Source organism: Xanthomonas indica (assembly GCF_040529045.1).
GTDB lineage: Bacteria > Pseudomonadota > Gammaproteobacteria > Xanthomonadales > Xanthomonadaceae > Xanthomonas_A > Xanthomonas_A indica.
In genome coordinates this window covers 3,221,032-3,243,209 of sequence record NZ_CP131914.1, presented here as the reverse complement: position 1 = coordinate 3,243,209, position 22,178 = coordinate 3,221,032, and the positions used below count along the sequence as shown (strand labels likewise).

The 22,178-nt window shown below is 65.1% G+C and carries 22 protein-coding genes; 11 read left to right on the top strand and 11 right to left on the bottom strand.

Annotation, left to right across the window (positions count from 1 at the left end):
- Positions 1-29 precede the first annotated feature (29 nt).
- On the bottom strand, positions 30-1,031 hold the full coding sequence (locus Q7W82_RS14095) for a hypothetical protein (protein WP_242159025.1): 1,002 nt from the start codon (positions 1,029-1,031) through the stop codon (positions 30-32).
- Positions 1,032-1,203: 172 nt separating this feature from the next.
- Between Q7W82_RS14095 and Q7W82_RS14090 the strand changes: the two genes are divergently transcribed.
- Positions 1,204-1,773 (top strand): recombinase family protein, encoded by a 570-nt coding sequence (locus Q7W82_RS14090; RefSeq protein ID WP_242159024.1) that lies wholly within the window; start codon positions 1,204-1,206, stop codon positions 1,771-1,773.
- On the opposite strand, the gene Q7W82_RS14085 is transcribed toward Q7W82_RS14090, so the two are convergent.
- On the bottom strand, positions 1,763-2,074 hold the full coding sequence (locus Q7W82_RS14085) for a helix-turn-helix transcriptional regulator (RefSeq protein WP_242159023.1): 312 nt from the start codon (positions 2,072-2,074) through the stop codon (positions 1,763-1,765). The genes Q7W82_RS14090 and Q7W82_RS14085 overlap by 11 nt on opposite strands.
- Positions 2,075-2,346: 272 nt before the next feature.
- Between Q7W82_RS14085 and Q7W82_RS14080 the strand changes: the two genes are divergently transcribed.
- From Q7W82_RS14080 to Q7W82_RS14070, 3 genes are all read left to right on the top strand, one after another.
- Positions 2,347-2,694: a hypothetical protein gene (locus tag Q7W82_RS14080; RefSeq protein WP_242159022.1), complete on the top strand. Its 348-nt coding sequence runs from the start codon at positions 2,347-2,349 to the stop codon at positions 2,692-2,694.
- Positions 2,691-3,179, top strand: coding sequence for a hypothetical protein (locus Q7W82_RS14075; RefSeq protein ID WP_242159021.1), 489 nt, complete (start codon positions 2,691-2,693; stop codon positions 3,177-3,179). The genes Q7W82_RS14080 and Q7W82_RS14075 overlap by 4 nt, the downstream gene beginning before the upstream one ends.
- A gap of 211 nt (positions 3,180-3,390) precedes the next feature.
- Positions 3,391-4,224: a hypothetical protein gene (locus tag Q7W82_RS14070; protein ID WP_242159020.1), complete on the top strand. Its 834-nt coding sequence runs from the start codon at positions 3,391-3,393 to the stop codon at positions 4,222-4,224.
- A 74-nt stretch (positions 4,225-4,298) separates the two neighbouring features.
- Here the strand turns inward: Q7W82_RS14070 and Q7W82_RS14065 are convergent, their stop codons facing one another.
- Positions 4,299-5,486, bottom strand: a complete 1,188-nt coding sequence (locus tag Q7W82_RS14065; protein ID WP_242159019.1) for a site-specific integrase — start codon at positions 5,484-5,486, stop codon at positions 4,299-4,301.
- Between the two features lie 276 nt (positions 5,487-5,762).
- Entirely contained in the window at positions 5,763-6,779 is a 1,017-nt protein-coding gene (locus Q7W82_RS14060) for an AraC family transcriptional regulator (protein ID WP_242159018.1), read from the bottom strand.
- Positions 6,780-6,829: 50 nt separating this feature from the next.
- Here Q7W82_RS14060 and Q7W82_RS14055 point away from each other — a divergent pair, with 50 nt between their 5' ends.
- The 5 genes from Q7W82_RS14055 (at position 6,830) to Q7W82_RS14035 (ending at position 10,912) form a co-directional block, all read left to right on the top strand.
- A complete protein-coding gene (locus Q7W82_RS14055; RefSeq protein ID WP_242159017.1) occupies positions 6,830-7,510 on the top strand; it encodes a DUF2306 domain-containing protein in 681 nt (226 codons plus the stop codon).
- A gap of 346 nt (positions 7,511-7,856) precedes the next feature.
- Positions 7,857-8,459 (top strand): hypothetical protein, encoded by a 603-nt coding sequence (locus Q7W82_RS14050; RefSeq protein ID WP_353949488.1) that lies wholly within the window; start codon positions 7,857-7,859, stop codon positions 8,457-8,459.
- Positions 8,456-9,034 carry a hypothetical protein gene (locus tag Q7W82_RS14045; RefSeq protein WP_242159015.1) on the top strand — a complete coding sequence of 193 codons (579 nt, stop codon included), beginning with the start codon at positions 8,456-8,458 and terminating at the stop codon, positions 9,032-9,034. Before Q7W82_RS14050 ends, Q7W82_RS14045 begins: the two co-directional genes overlap by 4 nt.
- Positions 9,021-9,611 (top strand): hypothetical protein, encoded by a 591-nt coding sequence (locus Q7W82_RS14040; RefSeq protein WP_242159014.1) that lies wholly within the window; start codon positions 9,021-9,023, stop codon positions 9,609-9,611. The genes Q7W82_RS14045 and Q7W82_RS14040 overlap by 14 nt, the downstream gene beginning before the upstream one ends.
- Positions 9,608-10,912, top strand: a complete 1,305-nt coding sequence (locus Q7W82_RS14035; protein WP_242159013.1) for a hypothetical protein — start codon at positions 9,608-9,610, stop codon at positions 10,910-10,912. The genes Q7W82_RS14040 and Q7W82_RS14035 overlap by 4 nt, the downstream gene beginning before the upstream one ends.
- 66 nt (positions 10,913-10,978) lie before the next feature.
- On the opposite strand, the gene Q7W82_RS14030 is transcribed toward Q7W82_RS14035, so the two are convergent.
- From Q7W82_RS14030 to Q7W82_RS14020, 3 genes are all read right to left on the bottom strand, one after another.
- On the bottom strand, positions 10,979-11,728 hold the full coding sequence (locus Q7W82_RS14030; protein ID WP_242159012.1) for a BPL-N domain-containing protein: 750 nt from the start codon (positions 11,726-11,728) through the stop codon (positions 10,979-10,981).
- A gap of 29 nt (positions 11,729-11,757) precedes the next feature.
- On the bottom strand, positions 11,758-12,087 hold the full coding sequence (locus Q7W82_RS14025) for a hypothetical protein (RefSeq protein WP_242159011.1): 330 nt from the start codon (positions 12,085-12,087) through the stop codon (positions 11,758-11,760).
- Between the two features lie 287 nt (positions 12,088-12,374).
- The gene (locus tag Q7W82_RS14020) at positions 12,375-12,953 is read right to left on the bottom strand and encodes a DUF3617 domain-containing protein (protein ID WP_242159010.1); all 579 of its coding nucleotides are present in this window, start codon (positions 12,951-12,953) and stop codon (positions 12,375-12,377) included.
- 317 nt (positions 12,954-13,270) lie between these two features.
- On the opposite strand from Q7W82_RS14020, the gene Q7W82_RS14015 reads away from it, so the two are divergent.
- A complete protein-coding gene (locus Q7W82_RS14015) occupies positions 13,271-14,458 on the top strand; it encodes a DUF2252 family protein (RefSeq protein WP_242159009.1) in 1,188 nt (395 codons plus the stop codon).
- Between the two features lie 25 nt (positions 14,459-14,483).
- On the opposite strand, the gene Q7W82_RS14010 is transcribed toward Q7W82_RS14015, so the two are convergent.
- The 3 genes from Q7W82_RS14010 to Q7W82_RS14000 all read right to left on the bottom strand — a co-directional run bounded on the left by Q7W82_RS14010 (position 14,484) and on the right by Q7W82_RS14000 (position 16,756).
- Positions 14,484-15,122 (bottom strand): LysE family translocator, encoded by a 639-nt coding sequence (locus Q7W82_RS14010; protein ID WP_242159008.1) that lies wholly within the window; start codon positions 15,120-15,122, stop codon positions 14,484-14,486.
- A gap of 76 nt (positions 15,123-15,198) precedes the next feature.
- Entirely contained in the window at positions 15,199-16,284 is a 1,086-nt protein-coding gene (locus Q7W82_RS14005; RefSeq protein WP_242159007.1) for an AraC family transcriptional regulator, read from the bottom strand.
- 4 nt (positions 16,285-16,288) lie between these two features.
- Complete coding sequence (locus tag Q7W82_RS14000; RefSeq protein ID WP_242159064.1) at positions 16,289-16,756, bottom strand: GNAT family N-acetyltransferase; 468 nt, start codon at positions 16,754-16,756, stop codon at positions 16,289-16,291.
- Positions 16,757-17,215: 459 nt separating this feature from the next.
- Between Q7W82_RS14000 and Q7W82_RS13995 the strand changes: the two genes are divergently transcribed.
- Complete coding sequence (locus Q7W82_RS13995; protein ID WP_160947835.1) at positions 17,216-17,863, top strand: response regulator; 648 nt, start codon at positions 17,216-17,218, stop codon at positions 17,861-17,863.
- A gap of 694 nt (positions 17,864-18,557) precedes the next feature.
- On the opposite strand, the gene Q7W82_RS13990 is transcribed toward Q7W82_RS13995, so the two are convergent.
- Positions 18,558-22,115, bottom strand: a complete 3,558-nt coding sequence (locus tag Q7W82_RS13990) for an Rne/Rng family ribonuclease (protein ID WP_242159063.1) — start codon at positions 22,113-22,115, stop codon at positions 18,558-18,560.
- Positions 22,116-22,178 lie beyond the last annotated feature (63 nt).

Genomic DNA, 22,178 nt, shown 5'->3' with positions numbered 1-22,178 from the left:
GAATTTCGCGATCCGTGGCGCTTAGATGCTCACTTGTTCTTCTCATAGTCCATTCCAATTTCGACAGTAGAGAAAGTTGACCTGACTTGCGGTATATTGGAGAAATCAACCGCGGCTATCCGCTTGCCCAAGTCATTCGCGCCATCGCCATCGCTCATTTCCTCGACATACCTCTGCGCGGCCTTCTGAAAATTTGCGGGACATGTCTTATCCGCATCGAAAGACTTTATGCGAATGGTACGCTCCTCATCGAACACTCCATGCTGCCTGAGGTAATCCAATAAGTACATGAACTCGTCTGTTGTCTTCCCCTCCCTTTTGTAGAAAATGACCATGCCCGGCTTCTCGCCGGGCGCTCTGTGTTCAAGAATGACCCATGGAGAGGTAAGCATCTCCAAAGTCGCAGCAATTGCACTCTCCGTTTGGAGGTTTGCTCGACTCGCGAGTTGGGGGAAGAAAAAGCGGCAATGCTCTGCGACGGGTATCTTGTCACTCCCGGAAGAGCCGCGCATTTGCCTTATTTCGTATCTTATGTTGTCGAGCCAATAAACTTCCTTAGGCCCCAGAACTACTAGTTTCGAGTCCTTCGGGATTTGTATATCTTCGGTCTTGACGTGTGCGAGGTTGTCGGAGAAGTTTGCGTCATACCCTCCGTCATGGTTATAAATTACCAGGAGGCCGGTAACTGCATAGGTGACATGGTCATGAGCATAAAAAGAGCGCCACTCGTCGCTCATTTCCGCACACGCCACTTGCATCGCCAGGCTCTCAAGTGCTCCTCGGACGGCGGTCGATGTGATGCTGCCCTTCGCATAACTCTTGAGGTCGCACTGAAGGTAGGTGCGCCTCAGTGAGTAGGGTTCATCGTAGAAATAGACCACATCCGTGGGATGGGTCGTAACTTCATGAACATCGGGAGTGGCGCATTTCCAATTGGCATTGGTGGGACCAACCTTCGTCCAGAGAAACTCTCCGAACAGTTCGTCGCACAGCTTTTCCGCCATCCTCGCCGTATTGCCTGTCTCGGCCATTCCTTTGTCTCGCTTGTGTGGGCGCGGATGTCCCAGTCTTCATCTAAAGCTAACAGGCCAGAGCATAGGAGTCACCTCAAAATGTATACGAATTGGGATGTCCTTGTTGGAGTTCCAAAAGTCGTTTCAAAATGATAATCTCGAAATCTCTAAGAAGATCTGAGACGAGCGAATGGCTAAAGTCGGCTACGGAAGGGTTTCGTCGCAGGGGCAGTCGCTGGATGTGCAGCTTGAGAAGTTGGCAAAGGCCGGCTGCACCAAGGTGTACCGGGAGAAGCGCTCGGGCAGACAGGCAGACAACCGGCCGGAGCTTCAGGCGGCCCTTGAATACGTCCGGGAGGGGGATGTGTTGGTCGTGAGTCGCCTCGACCGCATTGCCAGAAGCGTCATTGATTTGGCGAAGATTGCCGACCTGCTGAAGCGTAAGGGCGTCAGCTTGCAGGTACTGGACCAAGGGTTGGACACATCGACATCCGAAGGGAAGTTGATGTTCAACTTGCTGGGTGCGTTCGCTGAGTTTGAGGCGGACATTCGTGCCGAACGCCAAGCTGACGGCATCGCGCTGGCAAAGCGGAAAGGTGTGAAGTTTGGCCGTAAGAAGGCGCTCACAGAAGCTCAGGAAGAGCGCATCCGCAAGATGCGAGCCGAAGAAGGCTTCAGCATCGAACAACTAGCCGAGCGATTTGGAATCAGTCGCAGTAGCGTGTATCGGGCATTGCAGCTACAAGCGGCTACTGTTTAGCTGCGCCTTTCTTCTTTGCCCTCAATTCGGCGGCCAGCTTCCGTTGTTCGGCGGGAGGCATGCTTGCTGCCGCAAGAATGATATCTGCAAGTGCGTCGTTGTCGGCCAGCAGATAGGCCAATGGAACGCCAAGCTCCTTGGCGAGCTTGCTTGCTGTCGCGAAGTCGGGTTCCGAAGTCCCTAACTCGTATCGCGTGACCCTGCTGGACACGACTTCCTCCAAGAGGCCAATCCGTCTGCCAAGCTCACGCTGGGAGATGCCCAAGCCCAAGCGCGCCTCCTTCAGGCGCTTGGCGAACATGCTGCGGAGATTGGAGGACAACATGGGCCGTGGAAGAGCAGTCCTGTAGCGCCCTACAGGATGGCCTTGCCGGCTTAGCTTGTATGCTACATTATTTGTAGCAAGCGACATGGAGGGACTTTCTTGTTCCTATGCGAGCGGGTAGCACCATTTGGCCTGAAAGCCCTGCCCAGCAGGGTTTTCAGGGTGTTCGGCGGTTTTTAGGGTGCAAGTGAGTTAGTCGGCTGTGCCTATGGCGTGTTGCATGGAATTGCCAACTACAGGGGAAATTGATGAGTCAGAACGAGCCTAGCGGAACCCCCGCTCAATCCGGCGTCCTGCCCGAGCACATCAGGCAGAACCTGAAGAAGTACCGTCAGCATGCTGAGCGCATCACTTGCCTCGAATGCGGCTACGTCGGCCCGATGGGCATCAAAGCGCGCATCAAGCCTTGGTACGCCACTTGGTGGGGAAGCATTCTGTTGGCCGCGATTGCGGCAAGTATTTCGTCCGCCCTGTTCGGCGGTATCGGGATGATGGCTGCTGTCATCGTTGGCAGCTTGGCAAGCGCTCTGGCGCTCTCGGGTGGCCGGGATATCCATTCTTGCCCCAACTGCGAAGCTGACCTGCAACGACGTTGAGTTTTGGCTGGTTCGGCAGTTATCCCTATCTCGTACCGATGAGGAACATCATGGGCGCCATCCGCTCGCTTTCTCTTGTTTTTCTTCTTCTTTCGCTGGCCGGATGCGACAAGCTGGCGGCGATCGCTGGACCTAATGAACTAGTCTCATTCGGATACGTGCGTGCAGCTTCATGCGAACGACGCGGACCTGTTAGCTACAACTGCGTCATGAAGAACGCCAGCGACGGACCGCGAGAAGTGAGCATGGAATGCGCATCCTTCGACGGGCAGGGGCGCGTGATTGGCCGGTCCTACAGCGCATCAGGCATGACCGGGGTCACCTTTCATCCGGGCGAGGAACGCATAGCAGCAGTGCGCTACGAAGAAGGTGCCGCGACGTTGGTGTGCGCTGACGTACGAGGCAGCATTCCCGCCTACAGGGTGGTCCGCGAGCTGGTCTCAGAGCCGAGCGCAAAGGACATCGTGTCTACGCTCTCCTTCTAACTACTCAGCAAGAGTGAAGGCGAACCGCAATGGCAACGTACGAAGTGAAGATGGGCCGCTCGGGTGGCGGTAGTGGCACGTTTGTGGTGACGGTCCACGCAAGCACTCCGGACCAAGCCCGACGTACCGCCGAAGCCCAGAACCCCGGTTACAAGGCGCAGTCCGTTTATCGCCTGCCGTACTCGAACTGACCCGATACAAGAACGAACATATGTTGAATCGAATCGTACTGGCAACGGCTCTTGCGCTGTTCCCACTGGCATCGCAAGCTCAGGTTTCCCCGTTAGTGGTCAGTGGGCAATGGGAGTACCGCGACGCATCGCAGAAAGAGACGGACGAGGGGGTAAACCTCTGCTTCCAGCTAGATGCTGCATCGACCTCACGGAGTCCCCAGCTACGGCAGTTCGGCGGTGCCCTGTGCGTATCCAATTCTGCCGAGGGTTCCAAGCTGCTTGGTATTGCCCAAGCGCCGCAACGAACCGGATGCGGCTACAGTGCCAAGGGCGAAGCGACCGTTGTCCTGTCAGGCTTGCGGGTGCTGCCCGAGGACGAAATGTACGATGAGCGACTGGAAGCCCGTCTGGCGGACGTGAAAGCCAAGCGAACTATGTTGCCGCTGACTTCGGATTGCGGCAACAACAGTGGATTGGCGGCCTCTGCGGGCTTCAAGAGCATCTACGACGCCATCGCGGCCCTGAAGGCGCATTCGGATTACGCTAGTCTGTCGGTATCGGACTTCGTGCTTGTGGATGCTGCCAGCGGCCTTGCCGAGTTGGATGCAAGTACTCAGATTTTCTTGCCGCCCGGCTCGACCGATACGCTTGTCGTGTATACCGAGAACAATACCGGTACGCCTTTGCTGACTGTGGAGCGCTTCGACGGCCGGCAATGGCGGGATGTCAGCGCTGCGACTCTGCCCGGATACGTTAACAGGAATGGCAGCAGCTACTACCTTGATGTGAATGGCGGTACTGTCAAGGTCCGAAGTCTTCCGGCAAAGAAGGCTTGGCGCTATAGCGGTAGTCGGTTTGTCCAAGAGGGTTAAGGTTTTGATGCTACAAGTTTGACTTCCTGGGGACTTGAGTGCTTAGGTACTTGCGGTGGTCGTGGGGCATGGTGCTATCGGCTGTCTGTGATTTTGAGGCAATAGTTTCCCCAGTCCTCCATCAGCGCTGCTCGCTTCTCAAGCATCTTGGTCCGTAGATAGGCCGCCTCGACTCTCCCGACTACCTTGTGTGCAAGTGACATCTCAATGATGTCTCGCTCGTGCTTTGTCTTGTCAGCTGCCCAGTCGCGGAACGAGCTACGAAATCCATGGCAAGTAGCGTCTTCGGCGCCTGGAATCGTTCGCAGAACCTTTAAGGGCGATGCGGTGACGATTGGCCTGTTCGCCTTACCCGGGAACAGATGTGGCTTTCCTTCATTGGGTATTTTTTTCAGAAGCGCTATGGCGTGTCCGCTTAGCGGAACTTCGTGCGCTTTCTTGGTCTTTGTTCGGTTCGGCGGCACTGTCCAGAGCTTTTGTTTCCAATCAATTTCTTCCCACTTCGCGCCTGTTGCCTCACCTGGTCGGGTGGCTGTCAGGACTTGAAATTGTAAGGCAAGCGCTGACAACTCCCTACGTTGCTGGAGCTTCTTCATGAACTCGGGCATTTCTGCATATGGGAGGGCGGGGCGATGCTCAACCTTCTTGAGTGGCTCAGGGGGAGGGAGCAAATGTTGCAGATTTCCCTTCCATCTGGCTGGGTTGTCGCCTGAACGAAGCTTGTTGACGCTAGCCCAGTCCAGAACTCGCTCTATGCGTCCACGCAATCTTGTCGCGGTCTCTGTCGTGCTTTCCCATATGGCATAGAGAGCGCTATACACGTGGTTGGTGTCGACTTCAGAGACGGGAAGATTGAGAAACGCGCGGCAGTGGGTGTCGATGGTCGATTGCCACTGGTCAGCGTGCTTTGCGTTTCGCCAAGAAGGCTGGTTGGCGGCAATGAACCGTTTGGCGCATTCACCAAACGTCAGCATCCTGCCTTGCTCGGCCTTGGCACGCTCTAGAGCAACCCTTCTGGACGCAATTGGGTCGATGCCTAGCCTGAGTTGCGAACGGCAGCCAGCAGCAAGCTCACGGGCTTCAGCAAGCTTGATGTCTGGGAAGGGGCCCAAACCCTTGTCACGTTGCCTCCCTGTTGTCCGGTCGCGATATCGGAACACCCATGTCTTGCGTCTGTCCTGCTTTACAAGCAGGTAGAGTCCACCGCCGTCACCATGCCTGCCGGGGGGGGCTTTGCCTATAAACGGGACGGTCAGCTTCATCTTGTTCCCTACTTTGTTCCCATCATTGTAAGGACATCTTGATTTGTTGGCTACATCCTGGAGCTAAATTTATTTGAAATAAGTCATTGAATTTATTTGTTTTATTTTGCAGTTTTGGCGTTCTGGCTTTAAACATAAAATTTTCTTGACTGCCACTCTCTCCGCCACGCTGGCGGTGAAGGCGTGATGGCATGTGGAGCCTGAGGGCGGGCCGCCTGCGGTGATCTAGCGCCGCGTGACTTCCGTAGCGTTTACGTCCTGGAGACATCCACAACGTCAAGGCTTGGCCGGCACCGATTGCGCGCGATACTGGCTGGGCGACGCATCAAAGCTACGCTTGAATGCAACCGCGAACGCGCTTTCGGACGAATAGCCGACGGAAATGCCGATCGCACCGACGGATAGCGTGGACGTCAGCAGACGATGAGACGCCAGGGTCATGCGCCACCGGGTCAGATAATCCATCGGCGTCTCGCCGGTGACGCGCTCGAAATGGGCGGCGAAGCTGGAGCGCGACATCCGTGCGGCAGCAGCCAGTTCTGCGACCGTCCAGCGATGGCTGACGTTCGCGTGCATGGCCGTCAGGGCACGATTGAGTGCGGGCACGCCGAGCGCGGCCAGCCATCCCATCTGCTGCTGGCCTGCCTCCAGATGTGCGCGTAGGGCCTCGATCAAGAGCGCCTGCGCAAAGTGTCCAGCGAGCAGATCGCTGCCTGGCCGAGGTTCGCGCAGTTCGACGATGAGACGCCGGACGCTGGCTTGAAGCGCCGCCTTGTGGTCTTGGGAACGAATGTGGACCACCGGCGGTACGGCTGCCAGGATGGCCGCGGCATGGTGGCCGTGCAACGAAAAGAACCCCCCGATGCCTTGACACACTCCGCCGCCGTTGAGTTCGGCGACGTGGCCAGGCGGCACCTGTGTCAGGAATGCGATGGCGTCTTGCCACGTCAAAGGAGTGCCTGCATACAGCTGCATGGCGGCGCCTCCTTTCACAAGAATCACATCACCCGGTTTTAAGGCAACAGGAGAGCCGGCGTCCTGCAACGCGAGCCTGCATTCCCCCGAATCGATGGCAAAGCATCGGATGCCGTCGGCTGGCGGGAAACGCAGTCCCCAGTCGCTCCCTGCGTCCAATCCGCGAAATCCATACGAGTTGAGCTGAACGAGGGTGAGGATGTCGGAAAGCGGATCGGTCATGTCTGGACGATAGCGACAGATGTTTCGACGATCGAACATGGGGTCGGTTGCGTGGCGACGATATTGTTGCACCTGAAGGACGTGGCGGAACGCCACGGCTTGCAGTCCGGCCGATGGCCGCCTTTTGTCTCCTCGGGAGCAGCATGATGAATTCGGCGTATCGGTCGCAGGCAAGCACGACAGCGAAATCCAGACGGTCGAGCTACGCATGGGGCGTGCTCGCCGTGTTGAGCGGCGCGGTCGCCCTGGTGTCCTATCGCTATCTGTTCGACCGAGGTCCCGTGCCGCCTGGGGTCGCAGCCAACCGGCACGTGCATCCATGGTTGATCGTGCACGCGACCAGCGCCGCGACGGCGCTGCTCTGTGGGCCCTTCCAGTTCGTTCGCCGTCTTCGTCTGCGTCACCCCGGGTGGCATCGGGCGACTGGACGCGTCTATGTCGCGTGCTGCATGGTCGGAGGCGTCTCCGCCCTGTTTCTTGCCGCCGGGATCTCCACCGGGCCTGTCGCTGGCGCGGGGTTTGGTGCGCTTGGGATCGCGTGGATGGCGACAACGGCCATCGCGTTACGCAAGGTCCTGACAGGCCGGCTGGCTGAGCATCGGCACTGGATGATGCGCTCTTTCGCCTTGACCCTGTCTGCGGTGACGCTGCGTCTTTACCTGCCTGTCTCCACGTTTGTCTTGGGCATCGAATTTGTCGCGGCCTATCGGGCGATTGCCTGGTTATGCTGGCTACCGAATCTTCTGGCCGCCGAGTGGCTGATTAAGACGCTACCGTCGGCCCTTCGACGAGACGACGTGAGTTCCGATTTCGAGCGCTCAGCATAGGCATCTGACGCGAGGGATCGGTCAATTGGCGTTGCGCACGCCAATTGCACGTATCCCCTTGGCGAAGGCACGGGCGCGCGTCATGACGGAGTCAGAAGATGGCTCGGCGGAAGCGGCAGGTATCGTAGTTGAGCGCCTCGGCATTGATCGTCAGGCTGACGTGTTTTGCCGACGGATGTTGTTGCGCGATAAGCGCCCCTGTTCTCGCCTGCTGATTTGCAATTAGGCCTGTCAGTAGGAGCTACGGTTCGGCCGGACTGCCAAGTCTTCTTCATTCAGTTGCCGGTTGCATGTTTTCGCAACCCGGTGATACCGTCCGGCCGAGCTTCCAGAAGGGTCACCCGGTTTGGCGAGCAAAGCGTCTCTAGGACAGTGGCGGACACGGATGCTGGCCGGGATCGGTGGCGTTGCCGCGATCGTGGTGGGATGGGGCATCGGGTTGTTTGAAGCCAAGGACGTGCCCGTGCCGCCCGCGCTGCAGGCCGACAAGGACGTTGCCGCCGGCGAGTGGTCGCTGCGCTTCGAGCGTGTGGAGGCGAGTGATCGGCTGCCGAACGGCGAGCCGGTGTCGCGCGACGGTCGCAAGGCGATCGTGCTGTATCTGCAGGCCACCAATCGCACCACGCAGACCAGCGGCTCGCTGGTGCAGGCAGTGGCGTGGAAGACGCCGCCACGCGGGGCCGATGCGCGGCCGACCGCGTATCTGTTGCGCGATCGCGCGGTGACCACCGAATTGCAGCCGGGCCTACCGGAACAGATCGCCTTGGTCTGGACCTATCCGGCAACAGAACAGGTGCCTGGCCGCGCGCGCTTCGACATCACCGCCAGGACCTTCAAGGCCTTCGACAATCTCTACGCGCAGCCGCTGTGGACCGATCCGCATCCGGTCGGCGTCGTGGCGTTGCCGCTTGACGCATCGCGTTCCGGCGCGCCGGCAGGTGCGCCGTGAAGCGGCTGGCCGCCATCGCGATCCTGCTGCTGGGCTTCGTGCTGCTCGCCGGCATGCGCTGGACGATGCCGCGCTACGAGCGCATCACCGGCCCGATCGCAGTGTCCGGTGCGCCGGGGAGCTGGGTGCAGACCGACAATCTGGCGGTGAACGCCGGCACGCCGCAACTCGCGCGCACGATCCGCTTCAAGGCAGCGGGCGCGGTGCAGCAGCGCGACAGCGGCGGTGTGTGGCTGGTAGTGCCGGTGCGTTCGAAGGTCGCGCGCGCGACCGCGCGCGTGTACGGCCGGGTCTGGGCGACGCCCGACGGACGTCGTTATCGCGCCAGCGGCCGCGCGGAGATGGGCGATGCGGTGCTGTCGTCGATCAAGACGCTGCAGCCCGGGTTGGAGCGCAAAGACGTGCTGGTGTTCGAACTGCCATCCGCACTCGCCACCGCAGGCGGCACGCTGGTGCTGTCGGAAGACCGCGATCCGCAGCTGACGGCCGAGGCGCAGGTGCGCTATCCGCCGCTCCCGCCCGCCGCGGCGGTCACCGATGTGCTCGATCTGGATGCGCTGCATGCACACCTCTGACCGCAACGTGGCCCCGGCCGTTTCCGAGCGCCGCATGCGCTGGCTGGCGCTTGCGGCGCTGCTCGTGCTGGTGCCATGCACGATGGCCGCCACCGGCTGGCGCGATGCGCGGGAACTGCTGCATGCGCGCGAATGGCGGCCGGTCGATGTGGCGATGGCGCAGACCGTGGACTATGACGGTGCCGCCGTCCGGCTTGCGTCGGTCGACGTGCTGGCGCTCGAAGCGGGGCTGCCCGCCGATCGCACCTTCGTGCGCACGCGCCTGTCGCTCGTACCGGGCGCATCCGGCGCGCAGTGGAGCGATTGCACGCTCAAGCTGGCCGATGGCACCGGCCGTTCCTGGTCCGCGATCGACACCGTGCCGGACCTGTTGCAGCGTGCCCTGGCCAAGCCAGGCGAGCCGCCCGGTGTCGCCTGCGACGGGCTGGCCGTGTCGGCGGCCAAGCCAGGCGTGCCGTTGGCGATCGACGGCTACTACCTGGTCCCGCGCGCGGTGGCCGCGCAGCTGCAACTCACCGTAAGCACGCGCGGCGGTCGCCCGCATTACCTGCGTTTCGCGCCGGGAGCAACGCCATGACCGAGATCGCGCTGCGCGGCGGGCCGCTGGGGTTGATCGGCGACACGCTGCGGCTGTGGACCCGCTATCTGCCGCAACTGCTCGCGGTGGCGTTGGCCGGCGTGTTGCTCAACGAACTGCTGCTGCAGGCCGCGGTGTGGATCGGCTACCAGAACCGGTTGGCCGGCCTGCTGTCGCTGACGCTGGTGGTGCTGGTCAAGCTGGTGGTCTTCGTCCTGCTGTTCGAGACGCTGCGCCCGGCCTTGCCCGGAATCGCCAGCGCGGCGCTGACCGAGCAGGCCGACGTGTCTTCCCATGAGGACCAGGGCAGGGCGCGCTGGCGCCGCCTGTCGGCGGTCGTCTCGCAGGCGCTGGTGCCGTTCTTCGCCTACTACGCGGCCTGGGGTTTCCTCGGCGAGACGATCCGCGCCTACGGGCGCGAAGGGTTGGGTCAGTTCAACCCGTTCGACCCGACCTACCGCGGGTCGTTGTTCGAGGTGTCGGGCGGCTGGTGGCTGGCGGCATCGGTTGCGTTGCTGTGGCTGATCCGGCGCGCGGCGAAAAAACAGAAGCAGCGCAGCCCGCATCCGGCGTGGAACGTGCTGATCGTGCTGTGCGAGGCCGGCTGGACCTTCGTCGGCATGTACGTGCTCACCGAATGGAAGGGCGGGGTGTTCCGCTGGCTGGCGCATCTGCGCATCGCCGATCTCGGCCAGCAACTGTGGCAGGGCATCAGCCATCCGATCGGCGTCGCGCATGCCGCGCTGCCGGGCGCGGTGGAGCAGGCGCCGCCGGGCGTGGCGGACACGCTGGTGGTGATCTTCTTCTCGGCGTTGTTGCCGGTGGTCTGGCTGGCCTTGGCCGCGCTGATCTACCGCTACGACGTGCACAACGCCGAATTGAACGCGCCGGCCAAGTGGTCGCGCAAGGTCGACGGCACGCTCGGCCTGTGGCGGAAACTGCCGACCTGGTTGCGCGACTTCATCGGCCATTTCTGGGCCGGTACCGTCTCGCGTTATCGCGCCGCGGCCAACAGCGTGCAGTTGGCAGGCGCCACCGGGCTGGCGGCGCTGGTGACGCTCATCGTGCTGTATCGCGCCCTGGACTGGGCCTCGGCCTGGGCCTGGATGGGGTTGACCCGCCTGATCGGCCCGCACCCGCAGGTGGTGTGGCAGGCCATCGCTAATCAGTTGTCGGTGGTGCTTGGCACGCCCAGCGATCCCGGCGACGGCATCCTGCCGCAGACGCTGAAGATCTGCCTGCTTGCGGCGACGCTGGAGCGCGCCTTCCGTGCCGGGCGGAGCTGGCGGGCGTTGAAGTAGTCCGCGCCGCCCGAGCCGTCGGCATCGGGCGGGCGACGCGTCAGCCGGCGGTCGGCGCCGATAGAATCAGGGCTGCGACGACTGCGTGGCGAACTCGTCGAACAGCGCCTGCAGGACCGGCGTCCTGGGCATCCTGTCCAGCGGGATCTCGGCTTGTTCGAACCAGCTCCGGTCCGCTTCGGGATGCGGACCGCTGAGCACGACGGTGCCGCGGCCGAAGCTGTAGCGCGCCGCGGCCACATCGCCATTGGCGTAGGTGGCGAGCGCACGGAAGCCACCCTGTGTGCTCTTCGGGAAGTAGGGGCCGTCCTGGAAGAACACGCTGTCGGGGTGGCCCTTCCAGCGAACCGCGACGGCCTCCTCGTCGATGGTGGTGACGGGGAAGCCGGGTCGGCCGACCTCGCCATCGAGATCGTCGCCGATCAGGCCCATGTTGGTGTCATCGGCAAGATAGGCGCCCATGCACAGACCCAGATAGCCGCCGCCCCGCGCGACGAAGTCGCGGATGGCGGCGATCCGGCGCTCGCCCATCGCCTGCAGCGCGGCCGGAATGTCCTGCCCGCCGCCCGGTTGCACATAGATCGCATAGCCGCGCAGGGTGGCGGGCGTGACGTCTTGCGCCTCCTTCGGGCCGATGATGTCGACCTTGTACTGCGGACTCAGTGCCTCGATCGCGTCTTTCGCGGTTTCGGAGCAATCGTCGCAGCCGGCTGCGCCGCGATAGACCGCGACACGGATCGTGGGTTGCGCGTTCGCCGCGGACACGCAGGCGAACGCGAGGCAGCACAGCGCCGCCAGTCGCAATGGAAGTTTCATGGTCGGCGCTCCTGGCGCAAGTCGGAGATTCAGTGTTTGTGCGAACGCGGCAATGCGACCAGTCGGTAGTCGCCGTCGCCGATCGACGGCCCGATCTTGCAATCGGTGAGGCGAACCGCTTCCTTGCCGGCCACCTTGCGCGGCAGGCAGCTGCCGCCATGCGTGCAGAACGCGCCACCCGACGGCGTGTCGCGCGCGATGTCCACCGGCAAGATCTGGCCCTTGTTCCAGGTGTTCTGCATGTCGTTCGTCACCGTGGCAACCATCACCGCGTGACAGTCGGGCGCCGGCGTGCGTGCGCTCGCCAGGGCGGGTACTGCCGCCAGCGCGATGATCGTGGCCACAAGGGTGTTGCGCATGGGTGTCTCCTGTTCGTTGTGGGTAGGCACGGCACGGACGCAAAGAGCGGCGCGGCTGTCGCTGGAGACTGGCCTGGGCGACGTACATTCAGCCGATCGGCCTGCAACCAGGCATGAACAGGCCAGTGCCTCGCTGCGCAGACAACTGTTCGGAGGGTGGATCGTGCCGCGGCAAGCGCCGACGCGCGCACATGAAAAACGCCGCGACGGGTCTCGTCGCGGCGCTTGGAACAGGACCGGGATGCTCCCAAAAGCGACGCTGGGCGTCGCCATCAGGAAAGGCGCGTTCAGCCGGCAGCCGGCGCCTTGGTATCGCCCGCCTTGACGTCGCCCGGCTGGCACTCGCCCAGGCGCTTGCCGTCCAGCTTCATGTGCGTCTTCATCGACATGCCGCCGGGCAGCCCGCTGACCGTGGAGTGCGATTCCGACGCCATCTCGGTGGCGCTGAAGGTGCCGGTGCTGGTGCCTTCGATCTTGATGTCGCCCATCGCGCAATGCATCTTCGCGTCGATCTTGCCGTCCTTCATGTTGAAGGTGTCGTACACGCAGTTCTTCTGCATCGGCGAGGCGCTGCCGAAAATGCTCGACGGATTGTTGATCTGCTCGGCGGTCAGGCACACCTTGGTGGTGCTCGGCGGCACCTTCGGCATCTGCGGCATGTTGCCGGAGCCGCCGGTGGTCTCGCTGCTCACCTGCTCGATCCGCATCTCCCATTCGCCGGGCTGCAGCTTGGCCGCCTGTACCTTGGCCACGTCGGCGACCGAGGCGTTGGACATCGCGACACTGTCGCCATTCTTGTCGCCGCTCTTGCTGCAGGCGGCGAGCAGCACACACACAGCAAGCGTTGCCGGCATGGTCAGACGCATGAACTTCTCCCTAAGTTATGTGAAGTGCGCGGAGCATAGCCGGGGGCGTGATTAAGATCACGTCGACGCCGTGGATGCCGCCGGGGCACGCATGGTCACGCAGCAGGCGTCCGGGAAGGGGAGGGATCGATGACGGCAGACTCGCTCCGCTGCCCCGAAGACCGCCCCCTGGTCCATTGCACAGGTGCGCGAGCCCGCCGACAGCGGTGCGCAGTGCGAATGCGTGCGTGCCGTGCACGGGCCATTCCGTTCGGCTCTGCTAGCGTCTGCGACGCCGCGCGTGAGCTCCACGCCATTTGCTCCAGGTCCGACCTTCGATGCCCAGTCTCGCCGAACGTCCCGTCATCCTCGAACGCAAGCGCACCCTGAAGATGGCCCGCTCCGCACACGCCTACGTGCGCGGCAACACCGCCCGGTTCTACGAATGGCTGGCGGCGTCGCCGGCGGCGCGCCGCGTGCCGATGGGGCCGGCGATCTGGATCTGCGGCGACTGCCATCTCGGCAACCTCGGCCCGGTTGCCGACGGCGAGGGACGTGTCGACATCCAGATCCGCGATCTCGACCAGGGCGTGATCGGCAATCCCGCGCACGATCTCATCCGTTTGGGCCTGTCGTTGGCCACCGCGGCCCGCGGCTCGGACCTGCCCGGCGTCACCACCGCGCGCATGATGGAGGCGATGGTCGACGGCTACGGCGCCGCCATCGAGGATCCGGCCCGCGACCACCCCGGTGCCGAACCGGAGACCGTGCGCAGCATCCGCCGCGAGGCCTTCGGCCGGCGCTGGCGCCACCTGGCCAAGGAGCGTCTGCAGGCGGTGGAGCCGCGCATCCCGCTGGGCGAGAAGTTCTGGGCGTTGGCGCCGGAAGAGCGCGAGGCGCTGGAGCGGCTGTTCGCCGATCCGGCGGTGGCGCAGATGGTGCTGTCGCTGAAGGGCAAACCCAAGGACCGCGAGGTGCGCCTGGTCGATGCCGCGTACTGGATGAAGGGCTGCAGTTCGTTGGGCCTGCTGCGCTACGCGGCGCTCGTCGCGTTGAAGACCGGCAAGGGCCACTGGTCGTATGCGCTGGTCGATCTGAAGGAGGCGATCGCCCCGATCGCGCCGGCGGCGCCGGATGCGCGGATGCCGGCCGACAATGCCGAACGCGTGACCGCCGCGGCGCGGGCGCTGTCGCCGTACCTGGGAAGCCGGATGCTGCCGGTGCATCTGTTGGGCCGCTCGCTGTTCATCCGCGAACTGTCGCCGCGCGACCTGAAGCTGGAGGTCGACCAGTTCAATCACGTCGAGGCGGTGCGCTCGGCGCGCTATCTCGCCTTCGTCGTCGGCAAGGCGCACGCGCGGCAGATGAAGCCCGGCACGCGCGCGGCGTGGCTGCAACTGCTGGATGCCGACCGGCGCAAGGCCATCGACACCCCGTCGTGGCTCTGGGAGAGTGTGGTCGCGCTCGCCGGTCATCATGAGGCCGGCTATCTGGAGCACTGCCGTCGCTACGCGCTGGCCGCCTGACGGCGAATGCCACGCGGCGCGTCCTTCAGCGCAGCGCCAGTGCCACCGGCACGCCCACGGCGAGCAGGATCAGGACGATGCCGGAACCGCGTTCCAGCCACGGCAACGCCTGCGCGAAGCGGTGCAACACGACCCGGCTGCCGACCAGTACGGCCACCAGCAGGTCCCATAGCAGCACCACGCCGAACATCCAGGCGCCGTAGAACGTCTTCCAGCCGGCGCTGGCATGCGGCCCGGTCAGCATCGCCGCCAGGCTGGCGTAAAACAACGCGTTCTTTGGATTGAGGAGGCCGGACAGCGCGCCCATGCCGGCCGCGCGCCACCACGCGGCGAGCGACGCTGCGGGAGCCGCGTGACCAGGCTGACCGGAGACGTCAAGCGTGCCATGGCCGGCGTGGCGCAGGAACAGCACGCCCAGATACAGCAGGTAGGCGCAACCTGCCAGTTGCAGGACCACGAACACGCGGCTGTCCGCGCGCAGGGCCGCGGTGCCGGCGAAGGCGGCGACGATGAACACGCCGTTGGCCAGGGCGATGCCGATGCAGGCGCCGCTGGCGATGCGCCAACCGGCGGACAGCGAGGTGCGGGCAACCAGGAAGAAGTCGGGGCCAGGCGAGAGCAGCGCCAGGAAATGCGCTGCGGCGATCATCAGGAACTGTTCCATCGGGCCACACGTGAACGCGGTGCGGCGCAGTGTGCCGATCGCAGCCGGGCGCGGATTGAACGAAATTGCGCGGCCGCTACGCAGGCGAGCGCCGGAAGCGGCCCGGCGAGACGCCCGCATGCGCCTTGAACACGCGCTGGAAATGCGCCTGGTCCGCGAAGCCCAGTTCCTGTGCCAGGTCCGCGAACGGCGTGCCCTGGCGGATCCGCGCTCTGGCGAGAGTGATGCGTGCATTGAGCTGCCAGGCATGCGGCGTCATGCCGGTGAGGGTGCGGAATGCACGGATCAGGCGAGAGCGGCTCATTGCCGCCAGATCGGCCAATTCCTGCAGGGCGATGTCGGCGGCAGGGGCGCTGCGCAGGCGTTGCAGCGCCGGGCGCAGCTGCGCGGCGAGATGCGCCGGTGCGCAGGAGGGCTCGATCCGCATCCCTTGCGCGGTGTCGTGATCGCCGATGAACGCGATCAGCGCGGCTTCCTTGGCACCGGGATCGACGTCGGAAAACAGCAGCGCGTTAAGCTGGCAGAAGCGCGTGTAGGTCGCCGGCGCATCGACGATCCGGATCGGCTCGGCCGCGCGTGTGGGGGCACCGGCGTTTTCCTCGCGCAGCGCGTGCAGCCAGTCCGCTTCCAGATGCAGCATCTGGTAGCTCCACGCCGAATCCGGCGCGGGATTGCAGGCGTGCACGCGCTCGGCCGGGACAAACACCAGCGTTCCCGGGTGCAGCGCGATCGGGCCGACGTCGGCACCGCTGAAGAGGCTGTTGCCGCTGTCCACCGCGCCGATGGAGTAGGTCGGATGCAGGTGCGGCCGGTAGCAGGCGCGACTGTCGCAGGCACGGCGACTTTCGACGAACGGCAGCGCCGGGTCGCGCCAGAACAGCGCGGTTGGATCGTCACGAGAGAGCCGTGCGGAAGGAGCGGAACGGGTCATGGCGATGCGTCGCGGGGAGGGGAGGGCGCGCTTGCGCAATGCCGCCATAGTACCGAACGGCCCCAGCAGGGCTTGGGTACCGCCTGGGACGATCGTGCATGCGCATGGGCGGTGCACGAACGAATCTACGTGCGGCGCAGAGTGTCGATCGCGCAACGCCGACTGCGGATGTCGTTGACGGGAAACAGACCCCAACGAGCATGCCGCAGGTTGCCGCATGCGGGTGGACACGGCGTCAGTGATCGCGCGCGCTGTCCAGGTCCAGCGCCATGTCCCAACGCTCCAGCCCCGGACCGTAGCCGTCCGCCACGACGCGTTCGACAGTGAAGCCGAAGCGCGCGTAGAACGCCTGGGTGTGCTGGCTGGTGTCCAGTTCGATCCGCGCCAGACCGGGGCTGCGCCGGCAGGCATCGAGCCGGGCCTCGGTCAGTGCGCGGCCTAGGCCCTGGCGGTGCAGGCGGCAATCGACCATGCCCCAGCCGAAGCTGGCGACGTGGCCGTCTGCGCTCAGCGCGTGGCCGCCGCATGCCACGATCGCGCCCGCGCGGACGATGACCAGATAGTGCCAGGCGCTGGTTTCGTGCTGCAGGAAGTGCTCGAAGGCGGCGCGTTCGCTGCGATCGAAGAACTGCGGGACGTTGCTGTCGAACAGCGCCAGGCAGGCGGCGTAGTCCTGTGCGACATACGGACGGAGGATGTTCACCCGGGCAGTGTGCCGCAGGCGGCCGGCCATGTCGTGGTGCGTCGGGTGCAGGTGCTCGCATCGGCCATTTCCGACGCGGTTGTCGGAAAATTTCGCTAGCCCTGTCCGGGATCCGCTGCGGGGTGGTGTCCGGAAGCGGGAAGGGGGAGGGTCAGATAATTCTGACGTGAGATCAGGATTGTCCTGATAACGCTTTTTCCGCCGTGCCAGCATACTGGCCTCGGCCTGACGCAGGGACCGTCGCGCGCCTTTCGAGGACAGCGCTGGCAGGTCACTCGACCCTGCGTGCCGAGCCTTGAGTAAGCTCGGCAGGGTTTTGATGACGACAGCATGACGTTTCGCGAGGTGCGGATGAGCACATCGTGAAGCGTCGTCGTTTGTCTACGAATTCGTATTGCCCTGAATAATTCACGCAGATAGTCTGATCGTGCGGTATCCGCTGCGTTGGGGTTATACGAGATGGCCATCAGGGTTTTTCTGGTCGACGATCACGCTCTTGTCCGCACGGGCATGAAGCTGATCCTGTCGAATCAAACGGATATCGAGATCGTCGGCGAGGCCGACAGCGGCGAAACGGCCCTCCCGCAGATCCGCCAGCTGAAGCCGGACATCGTTCTGTGCGACCTGCACATGCCCGGCGTCAGCGGGCTGGAAGTCACCGAGCGCATCGTCAAGGGCGACCACGGCACCAAGGTCATCATCGTCTCGGTGCTGGAAGACGGCCCGCTGCCCAAGCGGCTGCTGGAAGCCGGCGCGTCCGGTTACGTCGGCAAGGCCGGCGATGCGCAGGAATTGCTGCGCGCTGTGCGCGACGTGGCGATGGGCAAGCGCTATCTCGGCGCCAACATCGCGCAGAACCTGGCGCTGGCCAATCTGGAGGGCGGCGGTTCGCCGTTCGATGCGCTGTCGCCGCGCGAATTGGAAGTGGCCCTGCTGCTGACCCGCGGCCTGCGCCAGGAAGACATCGCCAAGCGCCTGAGCCTCAGCGCCAAGACCGTCAACACGCACAAGGCACGGTTGTTCGAGAAGGTCGGCATCCAGGACAACATCGCCCTGGCGCGCCTGGCCACGCAGTACGGCTTGCTGGATCCGACGCACCCGCTGTAATCGGCGGCGCCTGTCGATCTGTACAAGGGCGGCCTCCGGGCCGCTCTTGCGTTGTGCTTGCGCGAACGCGCGGACCTGTCCGCAGTGGATCGACTGTGGCCATGTGTCTTCCGGTATCGCCGACGTTCCCTACACTCGCGCGTGCCGCGGCCGGAATGACTGAGTGCCACCGCGGCATTACGTGGTGCAAGCATGGGGAGGAGGTGGGCACACGCGCTGCGCCCAGCATCATTCACGAACGCAGCGAACCTTCAACCACACGGACATGCATGCATTGGTGTGCCTTCAAGACACTTCGGTCGCCTGGCTTCCGTGCAATACCTACTCCACCCACCGTCCGTTTTCGTAGGAGCGGCTTCAGCCGCGACAGCCGTACCGGTGATGGTTGTCGCGGCTGAAGCCGCTCCTACGAGTGGTGGCGTATCTCGTTGAGCCACGGCAAAGCGCGCTTCGGCGAGGCTTCGAGCCACTGCCACTGCCACTGCCACCGTCACTGCCACTGCCACTGCCACTGCCACTGCCACGCCACGCCACGCCACGCCACTGCCACTGCTGCGCCGAACGGGATGCGCGGAGAGCGTGCGCGTGCAGACGAACGTCTTGCGCCGTAGCGACGGACGGGTTTCACGGGCGCCCCCAAGAAAAAAGCGGCCCGAAGGCCGCTTTTCTCATGTCGCGACAGGAGGAGCGAGGATCAGCTGCGATCCTTTTGCTCGTCGCCATCCGCCTTGTCCGCGGCATGCGGCGCATGCGTTGCGGACTGTGCTGTGGCAACAGCGCGTTCGCGTTCCTTCCGCGCCGCCTCGTCCGCAGCCGCGCTCTCCGCCTGCGTCGGCGTCGCCTGAGCCGGAGCAGCGACGGAGGTTGCGGTACCGCCGATTGCCGGCGTGGCCGATGCGGCCTCGGTCGGCGCGGCGGCCGCTGCATCACCACCGTGGGGGACCTTCGCCGGTGCATCGGCGAAGGCGTCGAGCATGGTGGTCTGCACGGGCGCGTAGGCCGGCTTGGCCGGGGCAGCTTCTTCCGCGCGTGGCTCCGCGAAAGCGGCGGGCGTGGCGGTGACGGCCGGTGCTGCGCTCGGCGCGGCTGCGGCTGCCGCCGGCGCGGTCACGCTCGCCGGATCCTCGACCGTGGCCGTGGCATCCGCGGCGTCCGGCTCCGCGACCGGCGCCTTGGCGGCGGTCGCGGTCGGTTGCTCGACGGCGGTGGTGACCGCCTGCGGCTGCGGCGCGGCCGGTGCGGCGGCTGGCGTTGCGCGTTCGGCCGGTGCCGCGGCGCGCTCGGTGCCCACGGTCTGCTGCGCTGCCGGCGTCGTCTCGGCGACCGCTGCCGGTGCCGCAGGTGCGGCAGCCACCACCGTGTCGGCGTGGGCGACGGCGGCATCGCTGGCGCCCTGGGTCGCAGCGGCCGGCGCGGCCGGCGCAGGCGCTGCGATCACGGCGTCGGCCGGCGCGGGCGGCTGCATCGGTGCGGTGGCCGGCGCAGGCACGGGGTCGACGGCGATCGGCGCGGGGGCCTGGGCTGCGTCGTCGGCCGGTGCCGGTGCACTGGCGGCAGCTGCACGCTCGCGGCGCGGTTCGCGCTTTTCCTGCGGCTCGCGCTGCTCCTTCTGCACGGGCGGCTGCGGCTTGGACGCGGGCGCGTCGCTGGCAGCGTCGTCATCGAAGTCGAACTCCGGCTGGCTGCGGCTCGGCGCCTGCGCGCTTTCGCCGTCGCTGTCGCCGGCATCCAGATCGGCATCGTCCAGACCGGCGGCATCGCCGGCGGCGCCGGCTTCGCCATTGCCACGGCGGCGGCGGCGGCCACCACGACGGCCGCGACGGCGGCGGCCGCCGGCATCGCCGGTGCCGTCCTCGCCCTCGGCGCCTTCGCCGGCAGGCACGGCCTGGGCGGTTTCGGCGGCGCTTTCGCGCTCATCGATGCTGGCCGCTGTGGCGGTCGGCGCCGATTGCACCGGCGCGGCTGCAGCCTCGACGGCCACTGCCGGCTCCTGGGACGCGGCGATCGCGCCACCGGCGACCGCCGCGGCGGCCAGGGTGGTGGCGTCCTGCACCGGCGTCACCGGCGTGGTCGCGACAGGCGCGGCCTGCTGCTTGGCGACGGCCTCCTCGGCGCGCGGCTGACGCGGCGGCTTGTCGCCCTGGGCGGCGGCCTGTGCCGGCTCCTGCTGCGGCTTGGGCTGGCGCGGCGGGTTCTGCGGTTGCTGCTGCTTCGGCGGCTTGGGCGTCTGCGGCTGCTGTTGCGGCTTGGCCTGTTGCGTGGCCTGCTCGTTGCGCGGCGCCTTGGGCTGCTGGTTCTGCTGCCCGGCCGGCGCGGCGGCACCATTGCCGTTGCCGGCGCGGCGCTCGTCACGGCGCGCGTTGCCGCCGCCGTTGTGGCCGTTGCCGCGGGCAGCATTGCCGCCCTGGCCGCCATTGCGGTTGCCGTCGCGGCGCGCGTTGCGATCGCCACGGTCGTTGCGGTTGCGGTTGCCGTCCTGCGGGCGCTGGCGCTGCGCAGGCTCGGCGGCGGCCGGGGCGGGGGCCGGGCTGTCGCCGGCGCCGAAGATGCGCTTCAGCCAGCCGACCACGCCGGTGGCCGGCGGTGCGACCGGGGCGGGCGCGACGACCGGGGCCGGTGCCGGCGCGGCGGCCGGTTCCTCGACCACTTCGCGCACCGGGGCCGGCTGCGAGTGCTTCACATTGGTCACCGCAGGCGCCGGAATGTTCAACTGCGCCTTGGTCAGCGCATGCACCGGCAGCTTGCGCGGGGTGCCGCGCTGGTAGCTGGGCTTGGTGCTTTCCTCGCCCAGCTCGTTCTCGCGCAGGCGGGTCACTTCGTAGTGCGGGGTGTGCAGTTGCTCGTCGGCCACGATCACGATCGGCGCGTCGTGGCGCTTCTCGATCTCGCTGAGCGCGCGGCGCTTCTCGTTGAGCAGGTAGTTGGCGATCTCCACCGGGGCCTGCACCAGCACCTGCCCGGTGTTCTCCTTCATCGCGTGCTCTTCGGCGACGCGGATGATCGACAGCGACAGCGACTCGACGCTGCGCATGCGGCCGTGGCCATCGCAGCGCGGGCAGACGATCTGGCTGGATTCGCCCAGCGACGGACGCAGGCGCTGGCGGCTCATCTCCAGCAGGCCAAAGCGCGAGATGCGGCCGATCTGCACGCGCGCGCGGTCGTACTTGAGCGCGTTCTGCAGGCGGTTCTCGACCTCGCGCTGGTGCTTGTTGGAGGCCATGTCGATGAAGTCGATCACCACCAGGCCGCCGAGGTCGCGCAGGCGCAACTGGCGCGCGACCTCTTCGGCCGCCTCCAGGTTGGTCTGGAACGCGGTGTCCTCGATGTCGCTGCCCTTGGTGGCGCGCGAGGAGTTGACGTCCACCGCGGTCAGCGCCTCGGTCTGGTCGACCACGATCGAGCCGCCGGAGGGCAGGCGCACGCTGCGCTCGTAGGCGGCCTCGATCTGCGACTCGATCTGGAAGCGGTTGAACAGCGGGATGTCGTCGGTGTAGTGCTTGAGCTTGCGCAGGCTCTGCGGCATCACCTGCTGCATGAATTCCTTGGCGTCGCCGTACATCTCCTCGGTGTCGACCAGGATCTCGCCGATGTCGGCGCGCAGGTAGTCGCGCAGGGCGCGGATGATCAGCCGCGATTCCTGGTAGATCAGGAACGGCGCCGGCTTGGCCAGGGCGGCCTCGGCGATCGACTTCCACACCTGCAGCAGGTAGTCCAGGTCCCACTGCAGCTCTTCGGCATCGCGGCCGACGCCGGCGGTGCGGATGATCACGCCCATGTCGTCGGGGATGTTCAGCTTGTCCAGCGCTTCCTTCAGCGCGGCGCGGTCCTCGCCCTCGATCCGGCGCGAGACGCCGCCGGCGCTGGGCGAGTTCGGCATCAGCACCATGTAGCGGCCGGCCAGGGAGATGAACGTGGTCAGGGCCGCGCCCTTGTTGCCGCGCTCCTCCTTGTCCACCTGCACCACGACTTCCTGGCCCTCGCGCAGCAGTTCGCGGATCGTCGCCTTGTTGTGGTCGACGCCGGCCTGGAAGTAATCGCGGGAGATTTCCTTCAGCGGCAGAAAGCCGTGGCGCTCGCCGCCGTATTCGACGAAGGCCGCTTCCAGCGAGGGTTCGAGCCGGGTGATGCGGCCCTTGTAGATGTTGGACTTCTTCTGTTCCTTGGACGGCTGCTCGATGTCGATGTCGTACAGGGTCTGGCCGTCCACGATGGCCACACGCAGTTCTTCTGCCTGCGTGGCGTTGATCAGCATTCGCTTCATTGTTGCGTTCCTCGCGCTGCTACCGCGCGGAACGCCATGGGGTTTCGCTTCTGG